12 protein-coding genes are annotated in these 16178 nt (G+C 48.9%); 3 read left to right on the plus strand and 9 right to left on the minus strand.

The genetic code is table 11. The features are described from left to right. Positions 1–18: 18 nt before the first annotated feature. The 9 genes from ACE1TF_RS05630 to ACE1TF_RS05670 all read right to left on the minus strand — a co-directional run bounded on the left by ACE1TF_RS05630 (position 19) and on the right by ACE1TF_RS05670 (position 13459). Positions 19–1602 (minus strand): long-chain-fatty-acid--CoA ligase, encoded by a 1584-nt coding sequence (locus ACE1TF_RS05630; protein WP_375015020.1) that lies wholly within the window; start codon positions 1600–1602, stop codon positions 19–21. Next, entirely contained in the window at positions 1603–2766 is a 1164-nt protein-coding gene (locus tag ACE1TF_RS05635) for an acyl-CoA dehydrogenase family protein (protein ID WP_375015022.1), read from the minus strand. It abuts the gene before it with no gap. Between the two features lie 92 nt (positions 2767–2858). Further along, positions 2859–4844, minus strand: coding sequence for a TRAP transporter permease (locus tag ACE1TF_RS05640; protein WP_375015024.1), 1986 nt, complete (start codon positions 4842–4844; stop codon positions 2859–2861). Further along, positions 4841–5854: a TAXI family TRAP transporter solute-binding subunit gene (locus ACE1TF_RS05645; RefSeq protein WP_375015026.1), complete on the minus strand. Its 1014-nt coding sequence runs from the start codon at positions 5852–5854 to the stop codon at positions 4841–4843. Before ACE1TF_RS05645 ends, ACE1TF_RS05640 begins: the two co-directional genes overlap by 4 nt. Positions 5855–6326: 472 nt before the next feature. Next, entirely contained in the window at positions 6327–7259 is a 933-nt protein-coding gene (locus ACE1TF_RS05650) for an aldo/keto reductase (RefSeq protein WP_042403364.1), read from the minus strand. A 45-nt stretch (positions 7260–7304) separates the two neighbouring features. Further along, positions 7305–8864, minus strand: coding sequence for a long-chain-fatty-acid--CoA ligase (locus tag ACE1TF_RS05655; protein ID WP_375015028.1), 1560 nt, complete (start codon positions 8862–8864; stop codon positions 7305–7307). A gap of 216 nt (positions 8865–9080) precedes the next feature. Next, on the minus strand, positions 9081–10385 hold the full coding sequence (locus ACE1TF_RS05660) for a 6-phospho-beta-glucosidase (RefSeq protein ID WP_375015030.1): 1305 nt from the start codon (positions 10383–10385) through the stop codon (positions 9081–9083). A 259-nt stretch (positions 10386–10644) separates the two neighbouring features. Further along, a complete protein-coding gene (locus ACE1TF_RS05665) occupies positions 10645–12255 on the minus strand; it encodes a gamma-glutamyltransferase family protein (RefSeq protein ID WP_375015663.1) in 1611 nt (536 codons plus the stop codon). 319 nt (positions 12256–12574) lie between these two features. Next, positions 12575–13459 (minus strand): LysR substrate-binding domain-containing protein, encoded by an 885-nt coding sequence (locus tag ACE1TF_RS05670; protein WP_375015032.1) that lies wholly within the window; start codon positions 13457–13459, stop codon positions 12575–12577. A 117-nt stretch (positions 13460–13576) separates the two neighbouring features. Here ACE1TF_RS05670 and ACE1TF_RS05675 point away from each other — a divergent pair, with 117 nt between their 5' ends. Genes ACE1TF_RS05675 through ACE1TF_RS05685 form a run of 3 tightly spaced genes read left to right on the plus strand, consistent with a single transcriptional unit; the run spans position 13577 to position 16141 of the window. Continuing rightward, positions 13577–14278, plus strand: coding sequence for a CoA transferase subunit A (locus tag ACE1TF_RS05675; protein WP_375015034.1), 702 nt, complete (start codon positions 13577–13579; stop codon positions 14276–14278). Positions 14279–14296: 18 nt separating this feature from the next. Further along, a complete protein-coding gene (locus ACE1TF_RS05680; protein ID WP_042429012.1) occupies positions 14297–14956 on the plus strand; it encodes a 3-oxoacid CoA-transferase subunit B in 660 nt (219 codons plus the stop codon). Further along, complete coding sequence (locus ACE1TF_RS05685; RefSeq protein ID WP_375015037.1) at positions 14957–16141, plus strand: acetyl-CoA C-acetyltransferase; 1185 nt, start codon at positions 14957–14959, stop codon at positions 16139–16141. The last annotated feature ends 37 nt before the right edge of the window (positions 16142–16178 follow it).

A 16178-nucleotide genomic window follows, 5' to 3' on the forward strand; every position in this document is an offset into this window, starting at 1 on the left:
GATACACACCGCTTTCGTTTATTTTCGTTTATCGACCATTTCTTCAACGAGCTTTCTTCGCAACACTTTGCCGACAGTTGTTTTTGGCAATTCGCTACGAAATTCAATGATCTCTGGCACTTTGTACGCAGCCAAATGTTCAATGCACCATTTGATTAATTGTTCGGCTGTCGTGTCAGCCCCTTCGGTAAGGACGACCGATGCGGCAAGCGTTTCTCCGCGGTACGGGTCAGGAACGCCGTATACACTCACTTCAAGCACGTGTTCATGTGCATAGAGCAAGTCTTCCACTTCGTTAGGGTAAATGTTGTAGCCACTGCCAATGACCATTTCTTTTTTGCGACCGACGATATAAAAATAACCATCGGCATCGACAGTGGCGATGTCACCGGTCCGAAGCCAGCCGTCCTTGAGCTGTTGCTCCGTTGCTTCAGGCTCACCCCAATACCCTTTCATCACTTGCGGTCCTTTAATGAGCAACTCCCCTGCTTCACCGATGTGGGCATCCTTCCCTGTGTCAATGTCCACGATGCGGCACTCCGTACTCGGAAGCGGTACACCAATACTCCCTACTTTGCGCAAGCCGTGATACGGATTGCGATGAGTCGTTGGTGAAGCTTCAGACAAGCCGTACCCTTCCGATATCACCGCACCTGTGAGTTGTTCGACACCACGGATCACTTCAACAGGCATCGGTGCTCCCCCACCGGTCATCACTTTGAAATTGCCAAACGATACCGGATGTTTCTTCGCATAGTTTAAAAGTCCAATATACATCGTTGGGACGGCGGGAAAGTACGTCGGTTGGTGCTCGTTAATGAGCCGCACACCGTCTTGCACACGCCAACGCCTCATCGTCACGATTGTGGCTGCGGCATAAATTCCCTGATTCATGACGCTCGACATCCCAAGAACGTGAAAAAATGGAGATACCCCTAAAAATACTTCACCGGGCCGAACGAGCGTGCCTTTGGCAAATGCGAACGTTTGAATGACGTTCGCAACAAGATTGGCATGCGTCAGCATGGCGCCTTTCGGAACGCCAGTCGTTCCTCCTGTAAATTGAATGACTGCTACATCTTCAGCAGGGGTAATCTCGGTCGTTACGTCTTGATAGGTGTCAGCATTATGAATGATGGTGGACAAGTCTTCGGTTTCGTTTTCTCCATCGATGTAAATGGATGGGATGTTGTATTTTGATAGTTTTGTGCGCTGCTTGGTTTCGCCAATGAATAAGCGAGGATGCACGATGCTGATCATATGAGCGAGTTCTTGGGATTGATACATCGGATTGACTTGTACGACGATCGCCCCCATTCTGAGTATCGCATAGTACGATAGGATATACTCATGGCTGTTTGGCAACATGAGCAAAACCGGATCGCCTTTTTTTAAGCCACGTGCGTGCAGAGCGGCGGCGAATTGGTCGACTTGTTGATCTAGCTCGGCGTACGTCATCTTTCGCCCGTCATCGATGATGGCTGTATGTTCACCGAATTGGGTTGCCGATTGTTTTAACAATGCATCCACGGAAATGTCGGGAATGTCAACTCGTTCTGGGACACCGTCAGGGTAATGGGTGAGCCACGCTTTTGTAAGCATTTAGCTCATGACCTTTGCCTGCTGTTTGAGCATTTGTTTGGAGATGATGACGCGTTGAATTTCATTGGTCCCTTCATAGATTTTCGTAATGCGGGCATCCCGGTAATAGCGTTCCGCAGGGTATTCGGCCATGTAGCCCATCCCCCCGTGAATTTGTACAGTCTTGTCAGCGACACGATTGTACACGTCGGTGGCATACAGCTTTGCCATCGCGCATTCTTGAATGGCTTTCTCTCCTTGGTCGAGCATCCACGCGCCTCGGTATGTGAGCGCTCTTGCTGCTTCTGTTTCGGTTTTCATGTCAGCCAGCATAAATTGAACGGCTTGCTGGTCTCCAATCGGTTTGCCGAACTGCTTTCGCTCTAATGCATATTCGGTTGACAGTTCAATCAGTTTGTCACATGACCCGATCGAGCGAGCACCGAGGCACACACGTCCTTCTCCTAATATCGTAAGGGCGCTCACATAGCCCATCCCAACTTCGCCAATGACATTCTCGGCTGGCACTTCACAATTTTCAAACACGACTTGGGCGGTTTTCGATCCGCGCAGCCCCATTTTCTTATCCGGTTTCCCTACATGAATGCCGGGGAAGTTACGCTCAACGAGAAATGCGGTAATGCCGCCCTTTGCGCCTTTTTCACGATCGGTAAGGGCAAAAACGGTAAATACGTCAGCAAACGGGGCGTTCGTAATAAAATGCTTCGTCCCGTTTAATACCCAATGATCGCCACGTTTTTCTGCTGTTGTGGATAGGTTGGTCGCGTCAGATCCTGCACCTGGTTCTGATAAGGCAAAACAAGCGATTTTCTCACCAGACGCAATGTCAGGCAAGTATTTTTGTTTCAAATGCTCATCCGCGAGACGAACGAGTCCCATGCTGCCAATTCCCGTATGCGCACCAATCATTGATACGTATGCATTGTGGGTGCGGCCGAGTTGTTCTAATACGTTGCATTTCCCGACCGTATCCAGACCGATGCCTCCGTACTCCTCAGGAATGCTTAATCCGAACAATCCCAATTCCTTCGCTTTATCAATGAGGTGTTTTGGAATCTCTTCTGTTTCTTCGATTTCATTTGCATACAAATCGACCTCTTTATCTACGAAATTCCTTACCATCGTTTTCATTTGCTCATTTTCTTCACTTAATTTAAAATTCATGCTCGTTCCTCCTCAATGTCTTGTTTTCCCTACAAGTAATTGCAAAGTTCATGCCAGTGCGTATTGGAGGGGTTTATTGCGGTTCAGCACAGTTATTGATTCAATTCTGTATCAGACGATTCATTTTTGTATGAATTCGGTTTTCTCCATTGATAAAGGAGAATAGCAACAATCATAGCGATGCCTAAAAGATCGGTATACAGCTCTTGGTACACGAGTAAGACGGCGGCGATTAGGAGGGCTGCGCGCTCCATGACGTTTGTTTTCTTTAACATACACCCTTCAACAAAGGCGGCAAAAGCAATTAATCCAAGCGTCGCCGTAATGAGCCCGAATATGACGCTGCCAACCTCTCCTTCAAGTGAGAGAGCAGAATTGTAGACGAGCATATACGGCAGAATAAACCCAGCCATACCTATGCGTAGCGAGTAGACGGACGTACGAAGCGGATTGCTCCCAGCAATGCCCGCAGTAATAAATGAAGTGATTGCCACTGGCGGCGTAATGCCTGAGAATATACCAAAATAGAAAACAAAAAAGTGGGCGACGATGACGGGCACGTCTAATTGTACGAGCGCACCGGCTGCCACTGTCGCGAGAATAACGTACGCTGATACTGTTGGCATGCCCATCCCGAGAATGATACACGCGACCATGATCATGAGTAGCATCGGGAGAAGCTGTCCCCCTGAAAGTTCAATCGCAAATCGGGAAAAACTCATCCCTAGCCCGGTCATAATGACCGACCCAGCAATAATTCCTGCACCTGCACACGCCATCACCGTTGGGATGGCGTTTTTAATGCCTGCTTCTAATGCCGACAGCACCCCAATTACGTTCAAACGACTTTCTTTACGCAGTAGACTAAGCACGAGTACAGCTCCCAGTGCGAAAAGCCCCGCTCTCATCGGACTTGTCCCTTGCACCATCAACACGATAATGATGACAAGCGGCAAGATGAGGTACCCTTTTTTCAAAAGAATTTCTTTCAAGCTCGGCAACTGCCTTCTCGGAATTCCTTCTAAACCAAGCTTTCTTGCTTGAAAATAAATGACAGCTCCGACGACGATGAAAAACAGCAACGCAGGGATGAGCGCATACGCGGCGATTTCGATGTACGGAATGCCTGTAAACTCTGCCATAACAAATGCTGCAGCCCCCATAATAGGTGGCATAATTTGCCCACCTTGAGATGAAACAGCTTCCACTCCTCCGGCGAACGTTTTGCTATAGCCGACTCTCTTCATGAGGGGAATCGTAAACGGACCTGTCATGGACGCATTCGCCGCGCCGTTCCCGGTAATCGTAGCGAGTAAACCACTCGACAACACGGACGCCAGTGCAGGGCCTCCACGAATCCTGCCCGTTAACGCAAACGCAAATTCAATAAAGAACTGCCCGACACCGGTGCGCATCATAAAAGCGGCAAAAATGAGAAAGACGATGAGCACTGTCGATGCCACATAAATCGGGTCGCTGAAAATACCATTTGTCGTAATGAACAACGCATCCGTCATTCGTCCATAACTAAAGCCTTGGTGACCGAGAATACCTGGAAACATCGGCCCGATAAAAATATACAGCCAGAAAAACAACGCCAAGATGGCCATCGCATGACCGATCGTTCGCCTTACCCCTTCAATAATAAGAAAGATCATTACCGTCGCGACAACCTGATCAAACACACTCGAAGCGCCTTGCCGTAAAGCGATCTCTGGGTATGCGAAAAACCCATGAAGCAAAAGCCCAATAGAAAGGGCGAGTGGCAACACATCAAAAATCGGGTGTCCTTGCTGCTTCCCTTTTTTATATGGGAAACAACTAAAACACAATACGAGCCCAATTGACGTAAACATCATTCGATGTTGCCACGCCGGAAACCCTCCGAATGCCGCATAGTATAGAACATAAACGGCAAGACCAATCGCAATACAAGCAATAATAAGCATCCGTAAGCGCTTCCAAAAATGTTCTTGTTTTGGATTGTAATACGCCCGTTCAATGTCTGTATTCATCTTCTCTTCAGCAATCGTCAAATCAATTTTTCCGTCAGCTTTTACGTTTAAACCCGAGGTCATTCCTCTCCACCCCCTTCATACGCCCCAATCTCCTCATAGTAGCGAAGTGCTCCAGGGTGAATGTTCTCTTCTGGATTTTCAATCACATCAAATGTATGCTCGGGGTCAAACCATGCCCCTCTACTCGGTTGTTCTTCCTGGACACGATCGACACTCTCCCAGATTTGTTTCGTCATCTCGTACACAAGGTCGTCATTCACAGCATCGTTCATGATCATCATCGCCCAGCTTGCGAGCGCGTCAACGTCTTCTGTCTGATTGGAATATGTGCCTGCAGGAATGGTCATTCCCGTTGAATAGCCGTAACCTGCTTCATCCATTTCGTTCATGACATCTTCAGGTACTTCAAGCAATCGGAGCGACCGTGTTGAATCGACCTCAGTTAGAGCCGGTACCCCTGGCCCACCGCCTTGCACAGTAATATCAATGATCCCGTCGCGCAACTGATTGGCCGCATCGCCATATCCGCCGAAATTGAGCGAAACATCCGCTTCTTCTAACGCTTCCTCATCGTAGCCCATCGTTTCAAAAATTCTCCGAAAGGTCGCTTCACTCGCATCTCCAGGATTCCCATTGATCGCATCTGCACCATGCAAAACGACGTCCTCCAGCGTTTCATATGGACTATCCTCTAACACAGCAATGTTCCACATCGTCGGGTAAAACGCAGCAATCGCCTTCACATTTTCCTGCGGTTCGCCCGCAAATGCGCCTGCACCTTGGATGCTGTCCATGAAATCCGAAGCAAATACAAGTCCTGATTGCACATCCCTCGCCGTATTCACCTCACGAATGTTGCCGATTGCACCGCCTTCCACCACCGTCACATCAAGCTCTTCAATCTCATCTAGCCAAATGTCTGAAAGTAATGTAGACAACGGATACCACCCCGAGCCTGTCGGGCCTGAAATGTGCGCGTGCTGATTGTCCCCGCGATCCTCACCTATAGTACATGCACTCACTCCGAGTAAACACGCCACCGCACTAACGCCGATCCATCTTCTTCTCATGCGTACCCTCCTCTTGCACTTTGAACTTGCCTTACGTTATGCAAGATCCATACCATAATGTAAGCGCTTTAAAACAGAAGATGTCACCTTGATTCAATTCAAAATTGAGTTAAAAATACATAATTGTATTAAAAAGGGAGTTATGGAGGTTGTTGGGAAGGTGCCGACGGTCTCCCGGTCGTCGTCCCTTCTGCCTGGCGTGCGATCTGCGCTCTAGTTTTTCAATTCTGCGCTCCAGTTTGCGGTTTCTCCTCCCTTTTCCTGCCATATCCTCCAAACTTGAGCGCAGTTGGCTTTAACTTGAGCGCAGATTTCTCGATCACCGGCCCGCTCACCTCGCTCATTGCGGTCTCGCTTCGGCACCAGCGGTGTCGAAGGTCGCCAGCTTTCCCGCATTCCGCCATCACCCGCCCCACTCTCTACGGGATTCCCCCATCCTAAACAAAAAACGCCGCCTTTCGGCGACGTTTCTTTATGAGAAGATTTTATCGATAGCGGTGATTTCTTCTTGGGTGAGGCTGATCTCTGCGGCGCGAATGCTGCTTTTCACTTGATCTGCCCGCTTTGCACCGGGAATGATTACGTCGACAGAGGGCCGGGTCAAGTACCACGCTAACACGATGTGCGCGACCTCTTCTCCTTTTGCATCAGCGATTTCTCGCACACGCTCAACCTTGGCCAAGTTCGCTTTAAATGCTTCGCCTTGAAACGATGGCTTCTTCGCTCGCAAGTCGTTGAACGTCGTGGACTCGTCGTATTTACCGGCGAGTAGCCCCGACTCGAGCGGAAAGTACGGGATGAACGTGATGTTCTCTTTTTCCGTATACGGGAAAAACTCCGTCTCAGCACCGCGGTTTAACAAATTATATTCCGCTTGCAACACATCGACGTAGCCGTCTGCGTTCGCCTCTTTTAACTGGGCGGGTGAGAAGTTCGACACCCCAATTGAACGGATCTTGCCCGCGTCCTTGAGCTCCTTCAACGCCCCGACCGCTTCAGCCTTCGGCGTGTCCTCATCCGGAAAATGAATGTAAAACAAATCAATATAATCTGTCTGCATCCGCTTTAAACTGTCATCCACTGCTTTTTTTAAGAAGGCAGGGGAGTTATCGAACACCATGTTCTCTCCTTGAAAGCGGTGTGCCGCCTTCGACGCAATGATCACTTTCTCGCGGTCATACTCCTTCACGACCTCTCCAACGAGTTCTTCTGACCGTTCCGGCCCGTAAATGTATGCTGTGTCGAGCATCGTAATGCCATTGTCAATGGCCGTTCGCACGACATTGCGTCCTTCTTCTTCATCAAGCATATCAGGATAAATGTTATGCCCGCCAACAGCATTCGTGCCGAGCCCAACCGGATGCGCCTTTACGTTAGACTTACCAAGTTGCACGTGGTTTGCCATGCTTATCACTCCTTGTCTATTCTTTATTACACGAAATGAGAGGTATTAAACCATTTCACGCAAATAGACTTTTTGAATCTTTCCACTTGCCGTTTTCGGCAATTCATCTAAAAAAGTGACGTGACGTGGGCATTTGAAATGCGCGAGGTGCTCTCTCACAAAGCCGATCATCTCCTCCTCCGTTGCCTCATGACCTTCGCGCAACACAAGAATGGCATGTGGCGTCTCTCCCCACTTCTCATCGGGCTTCGCCACGATTGCTGCTTCTTTCACTGCCGGATGACGATAGAAAACATCCTCCACTTCGAGAGACGAGATGTTCTCTCCGCCGCTAATAATAATATCTTTCTTCCGGTCAACGATTTGAACACGATTTCTTTCGTCAATCGTCGCCATATCGCCGGTGTGTAGCCAGCCATCACGAATCGTGGTCTTCGTCTCCTCGTCGTTCTTCCAATATCCCTTCATCACGCCGTGACCCCGAACGACGAGCTCGCCAACGGTTTCTCCGTCTGCCGGAACGTCTTCTCCGTGCTCGTCGAACACGCGTACTTTCGTGCCAATCATCTCGTAGCCTTGCTTGGCTTTCGCAGCATAGTAGGCATCTCCGATTTGGTCCCCGTCTTCAGATGACATGTACGAGGCGAGTGTGAGAGGTGTCGACTCGGTCATGCCGTACACTTGGTAGAAATGCCAGCCCACATCTTCTTCAAGCGTTTTGACGAATGCTTGTGGAGGCGCTGCTCCGGCAATGACGACGCGCACGTCTTGGTTCATGTTAAGCTCTTTTTCAAGGTACGTATCCATCAAACTTCCGAGCACGGTCGGTGCCATATGCATGACGGAGACATTATATTTTTCCATTCTTTCGAGAATTTGTGCAGGGTCAATTTTCTTTTGCATCACTTGCGTTGCCCCGTTCGCCGTATAGTAAAATGGCGAGCCCCAACCATTCACATGGAACATTGGCAAAATATGAATTAATGTATCTTCGTCGTTCACACGTAGATGGTGCATGGATGAAAGTGCGTGCAAGTAGTTGTTCCGGTGAGTGAGCATGACCCCTTTAGGTTTGCCTGTTGTTCCACTCGTATAAAGAAGCGAACACACGTCATTTTCGCTCACTTCTGCCCGTTGGAATGGCTCTTTCGGTTGGTTTGCCAACCAGTCATCATAACTGTAATACGCCCCAGACGAACGATTAGCACCATGAACGACAATCGTTTGCACATGTTCCAATTTCGGAATAATCGGTTCGACGAGCGAGTATAACTCGTGGTCAACAAACAACACCCGGCTCTCGCTATGATTGAGAATGTATAAATAATCATCAGATTTCAATCTCGTATTTAAAGAAACCATGACCGCACCTAACTGAAAAATACCATAAAAACCTTCATACATTTCCAGCGTATTTGGTGCAAGGTACGCGACCCGATCTCCCTTTTGTACACCAAACGAGTGCAGACCGTGAGATAATTGATTGACGCGGTCGTTCACGTCTTTATATGTGTAAACGTTATCATTTTGATCAATAATTGCTCGCTTGTCACCGTAAATTTGTACCGCTCGATCCAAAAAATCCGTCAATACCATCTCCGTCATCGAAATCCCTCCGCTGTGTTGTCTAAATAGTTACACTTTTCACGTTACAGGAAAACCATCCAATCGACAAGCTCTAGCATTTACGGCTCCAGTTTATAGTTTCTATATATAATAAAATTCTCCCATACTCATGTATGGGAGAAGCAAAAATGGCTACCAACCAATTATATCTTAGCATAAATCATTATTTGAATAAAATAATCCATTCGTTGGAAATTAGTCTGTATATTTTGGACTAGAAGAATAGAATTGAGGTAAATATGCCCTATGCGCCTCAAGCATCTCATCAACAATTTGCTTGGCAACCGTATCAGATGGCGTGAGCGGGTTGATCGCCAAAGCGAGTACAGCTTTCTCATAATCCCCGGTCACCGCGGCCTCGACTGTTAATCGTTCAAACGATTTGATCTGCTGGACGAGCCCATTAACAGCAACTGGCAACTCCCCAATCGTGAGCGGAACCGGGCCGTCTTTCGTAATGATGCAACTCACTTCTACTGCTGATCCATACGGTATGCCGTGGATTGCGCCCCGATTCATCGTGTTCACTGCTTGGATGTCTCTTTTATCATTGTAAATCGACGTCATCAAACGAATGGCTGCATCTGAATAATACGCACCGCCCCGCTCCTCCAATTCCGGTGGCTTCACAGATAAATCTGGGTCTTTGTAGCGCTCGAACAGCTCCTCCTCCAAACGCTGCACCACTTCCGCCCGCGTCTCACTCTCCATTGCCTTCTTTACCATCTCTTTTGATTTGTAATAGTACAAATGATAGGAACACGGCAACACACCGAGCGCTCGGATGAATTCCGGTTCCCAGTCTTGACCTTTTATGTTCTTCACTGTACTGCTCTCCCCCAAACGGCGGATCGCTTCTTCTTTAATACTTACCCCATCCACAAACACATCCAGTCCATAGACGAGGTGGTTCAAGCCGGCAAACTGAATTCGAACACGCTCATGGTCCACATCAAACCGTTTCGCCACATTCATCTCCATCCCAATCGGCACGTTGCATAGACCGACGACTTTTTCAATATTCGAATATCGAAGCACCGCCTCAGTCACCATGCCGGCTGGATTCGTAAAGTTAATGAGCCACGCATTTGGACAGAGCGTTTCCATCTGTTCGCATATTTGTAAAATGACGGGGATTGTGCGCAACGCTTTAAACAACCCGCCTGGACCGTTCGTCTCCTGACCGAGCACCTCGTACTTCAACGGAATACGCTCATCCTTGGCTCTTGCCTCGAGCAAACCAACCCGAAATTGTGTCGTCACAAAATCCGCCCCACGTAGCGCCTCCTCCCGGTTCAACGTTAAAAACACTCGGATTGGCACTCCCGCCCGCTCAATCATCCGCTTCGCAAGATTGCCGACAATGTTCAACTTCTCTTGCCCCTCATCAATATCGACAAGCCACAGCTCCTCAACGGGGAATTCCTCATACCGATCAATTAACCCCTCGACCAATTCCGGCGTATAGCTTGAACCACCACCAATCGTCGCGACCTTCACACCATCAGCCCCTTTGCCTGTTTACGCTCATTATAGCAGGACGGGCAGACGAGCGTGTGTCGAATCATACTAGAAAACGGTGGATGTTAGCGGAGGAATTAGGTTATATATTACGGTGCGTGAAATTACGGGATTATCTTACCCTTTTATAGAAAGACTCAAAGGATCCATCCCTCAATAACACTTCTATCTGTATTCCTCTCAAAAAAAGTGACCGTACCCTTTTTTTACAAAGGTACGGTCACTGCTGTATCTATAGTTAATACGCCGAGACGCTTCCGTCGGTTCGCGATTCTGAACCCCCAATTAACGTTCCAGTCTTAGAATCTCTCCAAATGATTTGCCCTCGTCCAAAATCACCGATGGAGTTCGCAGAAATCTCAATATTATGTCCTCGCTTTTGCAATGCGTGAACAAGATGTGTGGGAAACGTCTTTTCCACAGAGATTGTGTTCCCGTCTCTCCATCTCCACCTCGGCGCATCCAACGCTGCTTGTGGATTTAAGTTGAAATCAACCGTGTTCATGATCATTTGCACGTGGCCTTGTGGCTGCATCATCCCCCCCATAACACCGAATGGACCTACAGCTGTGCCATCCTTCGACAAGAATCCTGGGATGATTGTATGATACGTTTTCTTGCCGGGCTGCAAAGCATTGTCATGGCTTTTATCCATTGAGAAATCATACCCACGGTTGTGAAGGCTAATCCCTGTTCCCGGCACGACAAGACCTGATCCAAATCCCATATAATTACTTTGAATAAAAGAAACCATATTGCCCTCATTGTCCGCAGTTGCAAGATACACCGTTCCGCCCATCTTAGGGTTGCCCGCTTCTCGCTCAAGCGCCGTTTCCCCAATTAGACCGCGGCGGCTTTCCAAATACTCATCAGACAATAATTGCTCAACCGATACGTCCATATACCTCTGATCCGTCACATATTTCATGGCATCAGCAAAGCTTAACTTAATCGCTTCCATTTGCTTATGGTGTGTCTCCACTGTGTCTCGCTCAGCAAATTCAAACCCATCCAGCATGCGGAGTGCTTGCAGTCCGACAATTCCATGACCGTTAGGCGGGATTTGCCACACCTTATGACCCCGATAGTCCACAGAGATCGGCTCAACCCATTCCGGACGATAAGAAGCCAAATCATCAGCAGTCAAATAGGCATCGTATCGCTGGGCAAAACGCTCAATTTCTTCTGCAAGTTCTCCGCGATAAAATGATTCTGCGTTCGTACTCGCAATCTCGCGTAGCGTTCTCGCCTGTTCCGGAAAACGAAATGTTTCTCCTGCTCGAGGTGCTCGTCCACAAGGAGCAAATGCGTCGAACCAGCTTCTGAATTCCGTCCCTTCCAATTCAGAAAAAGTGTCATAAGCCTCACCCCATAAACGTGCAACGACTGGGGAAACCGGGAAACCTTTTTCCGCATAGTCAATAGCTGGCTTGAGCACTTCTGTTAACGGAAGCTTGCCGAACTGCTTACTCAGTTCCGCCCATGCTGCCGGCGCCCCAGGCACAGTCACTGGAATCCACCCTCGTTCAGGAATTTCTTCATATCCAGCGCTTTGTAGCGCATCAATGGATAGTGACCTCGGTGCAGGACCGCTGGCATTTAAACCATGTAGTTTATCTTTCGTCCATACTAGCGCAAAAGCGTCACCACCAACCCCATTTCCTGTCGGTTCTACGACAGTCAAACATGCAGCAGTCGCGATGGCTGCATCAATGGCATTACCACCTTTTTTCAAAATATCCAAACCAGCTTGCGAAGCCAATGGTTGGGAAGTTGCTACCATTCCTTTTTCAGCATACACAGACTTTCGAGACAATGGATACGGCTCGTATAGAGGGTCCAACAAAATCTCTCCTTCCACATTCTAGTTGTATGGAACCGCCTTTGCGATCCTCTAATACGTAAAGAGAAGATGGAGCGATCATTACAACACGGATTTCAAAAAAGTTTTTGAATGGCTATACATTATCGTCATCCGAAAGGATCGAAGGAGAAATTTAAATATGGCTGATGATGTTATCGAGTCAGATACATACCGTAACCTCTGCTCATAATTTTCACCGATGAAAATATAAAGATTCCCACCCTCGCTAGTTAAACGCGCTTATCAACTATTAACTCGTCGTAGCCGTGTTATCCAATACTCTTTTACTTGCGACACTTTACCATCAATCCCCAAAGTACGCGCGCACCCAGCGAATCCATTCCTCAGCAGCAGGGGATTGGTAGCTGTTTTTTCGGCGAATAAGAGCGAGGTTCCAATGGATCGACGGGTGGTGAACGTCGATCGTTTTGATCCCGCTCGTCGCGGCATCTGCAAGAACGGTTTCCGGCAGAAAAGTGATGCCCATGTTTTCCCGCGCGAGTTTAAGCAAGAAGTCCCATTGGGTGCTTTCGTTAACAATCTTCGGTTCAAAACCGGCATCAATGCATGCTTCACGCACGCGGTCGTACAAAGAGAACCCGCGCATGAATAGCAAGAAATTTTCGTCGCGAAGCGCTGTGAGCGGAACGTGCTCACGTTCGGCGAGCGGGTGGCTTTCCGAGACGACGAGCAGCAATTTTCGCTCGACGAGTGGCACGACGTCGAAGGCCGCTTCATTAATCGGCAAAATGCCGACGCCAACGTCGATGCTGCCTTCGAGCAAGGAACGTTCCATATCTTTTGCGCCTTCTTCAACGATGCGCAAATCGGCGTCAGGATAGGCGTCTTTAAAGGTGGAGATGATGTGCGGAAAGAAGCTCGAACCGATGACAGGCGGGAGACCAAACGTGAAGCGCCCTTTTCGGTGCAGGCGGATGTCTTCGGCGGCTCGTTTCATGTCTTCAGCTTCGCGCATCACTTTTTGGGCATACGTATACATCGTTTCTCCCTCATGAGTAACACGAAGTTGGCGGGAGGAGCGATCAAACAATTGCACGTGCAACTCGTCTTCGAGCTGCGCGATGACTTTACTGAGCGCGGGTTGAGAGATGCCTAGCTCGCCACTCGCTCGTGAAAAACTCATTTGTTGGTACACTTCTATGAAGTATCGAAGTTGTTTCATTCTCATCGGCTTCCACTCATTCCTTTTTGGAATACTAAAATGTTATTTATTTATTTTACTTATGTAAGCGCTTATAGTAAAGTGTGAGTAACACACTTTTTTTCATAGAAAGGGAGAGTTGAGATGTCGAAAGTATCTTCTTCTTTTTCGGAAAGCATTAAAAAAATCAAAGACGGTGACACCGTGATCGTTGGCGGGTTCGGTCTTTGCGGAATTCCTGAAAACGCAATTGTAGAGCTGGCGAATCAAGGCACGAAAAACCTCACGATCGTAAGCAACAATTGCGGGGTGGACGATTGGGGACTCGGACTTCTTCTCCAAAACAAGCAAATTGATAAAATGGTTGCGTCTTACGTTGGAGAGAACAAAGTGTTTGAACAGCAATTTCTAAGTGGAGAACTCGAAGTGGAACTTGTGCCTCAAGGAACACTCGCTGAACGCATTCGTGCAGGCGGCGCAGGCATTGGCGGTTTCTACACACCTGCAGGCGTCGGCACACCAATTGCAGAAGGGAAAGAGCACAAAGAAATCGATGGAAAAATGTATATTCTTGAAACCGGTATTCGTGGCGATGCCGCCCTTGTGAAAGCGTGGAAAGGTGACCCATACGGGAACTTAATTTACCGGAAAACGTCTCGAAACTTCAACCCGCTCGCTGCAGCAGCCGGCACGTTTACGGTTGCCGAAGTGGAAGAACTTGTTGACGTGGGCGACTTGGACCCGGATTACATCCACACTCCGAGCATTTACGTTCAAGATCTATTGCTCGGACAAAACTATGAAAAAAGAATTGAAAAGCGGACCGTCCGTAAAGCCCACGCATAAGAAGAGGAGGAACGTACGATGAGCGATACACGTGAAATTATTATCAATCGAGCGGTAAAAGAAATCGAAGAAGGAATGATCGTCAACTTAGGCATTGGAATGCCAACGATGATCGCCGACAAAATTCCTGCCGACAAAAACATCTTCTTACATTCTGAAAATGGGATGTTAGGCATTGGCAACTACCCGATTGAAGGCGAAGAAGATCCTGATTTGATTAATGCGGGCAAGGAGACGGTGACAGCCAAGGCTGGGGCTGCGTTTTTTGATAATGCGGAGTCGTTTGCGATGATTCGTGGCGGCCATGTGGACTTGACGATTCTCGGGGGCATGGAAGTGTCGGAGTCTGGTGATCTGGCGAACTGGATGATTCCTGGCAAGATGGTGAAAGGCATGGGCGGAGCGATGGACATCGTCCAAGGTGCCCGCAAAGTGGTCATCATTATGAGTCATACGAACAAACACGGCGAAGCCAAAATTAAAAAGCAGTGCGACCTGCCACTCACTGGGCAAGGTGTCGTGAATCGCGTGATTACCGATATGGCGGTTTTCGATTTCACCGATGAGGGTATGGTCCTACGTGAAGTGTTGAACGGACATGACATCCAAGCGGTTCGAGCGAGCACCGAAGCGTCGTTCACACTCGATGAATCTCTAAAAGAGGGGAGCTCTTCATAAATGAGTGATAACGTAGTGATCGTAAGCGCCGTGCGCACGGCCATCGGCGGCTTTCAAGGCAGCTTGAAAGATGTATCCGCCCCCGACCTCGGCAAAACCGTCATTGAAGATGTGTTAAAGAGAGCAGGTGTGTCTGGCGACCAAGTCGATGAGGTGATCATGGGCAACGTCTTGCAAGCAGGCATTGGTCAAAACCCAGCAAGAATTGCAGCCATCCGTGCTGGATTACCAGAATCTGTGCCGAGCATGACGATCAACAAAGTGTGCGGTTCTGGGCTGAAATCAGTCCATTTGGCCGTGCAGTCGATTCTCGCCGGAGATTCAGAGATTGTCGTTGCGGGCGGAATGGAGAACATGAGCCAAGCACCGTACCTTACGATGAATGCCCGAAGCGGTTTCGGCATGGGCGACCAGAAATTCGTCGATAGCATGGTGGCAGACGGGCTAACGTGTGCGATGGAAAACTACCATATGGGCATTACCGCCGAGAACATTAACGATGAGTATGGCTTCTCGCGTGAAGAACAAGACGAGTTCGCCGCGTGGAGTCACCAAAAAGCCGAGCAAGCTCAAGTAGCTGGATCGTTTGAAGACGAAATTGTGCCGGTTGAAATTCCGCAAAGAAAAGGCGACCCGAAACGCTTTTTGCAAGATGAACACATCCGCGCCGGTACAACCGCCGAAAAGCTTGGCAAACTGCGCCCTGCCTTCAAGAAAGACGGCAGCGTTTCCGCAGGAAACGCCTCCGGTATAAACGATGCCGCCGCCGCTGTGCTCGTCATGAGTGAACAAAAAGCTAACGAGCTTGGCCTCCAGCCCCTCGTGCGCATTCGTGCCAATGCAAGCGCCGGCGTGAGCCCGCGTATGATGGGCATCGGTCCGGTACCGTCCACGAAAAAAGCGCTGGAGAAAGCAGGTCTATCTGTTGGCGACATCGACTTGTTCGAGATGAACGAAGCGTTCGCCGCCCAGTCCCTTGCCGTCCAACGCGACTTAGACCTCCCGCGTGAGAAAATTAACGTGAATGGTGGCGCAATCAGCCTCGGACACCCGATCGGTGCGAGCGGGACTCGCGTGCTCGTCACGCTCATTCATGAGATGAAACGAAGAGGCGCAAAAACCGGCGTCGCCTCCCTCTGCATCGGTGGCGGCCAAGGTGTTGCCACGATCGTAGAATCGGTATAAATTGTGCAACCCCAGCGGGCGTAAAATCGTCCCCTCA

Origin of the sequence: Geomicrobium sp. JSM 1781026 (genome assembly GCF_041949955.1) — a bacterium.
Taxonomy (GTDB): Bacteria; Bacillota; Bacilli; order Bacillales; family Marinococcaceae; genus Geomicrobium_A.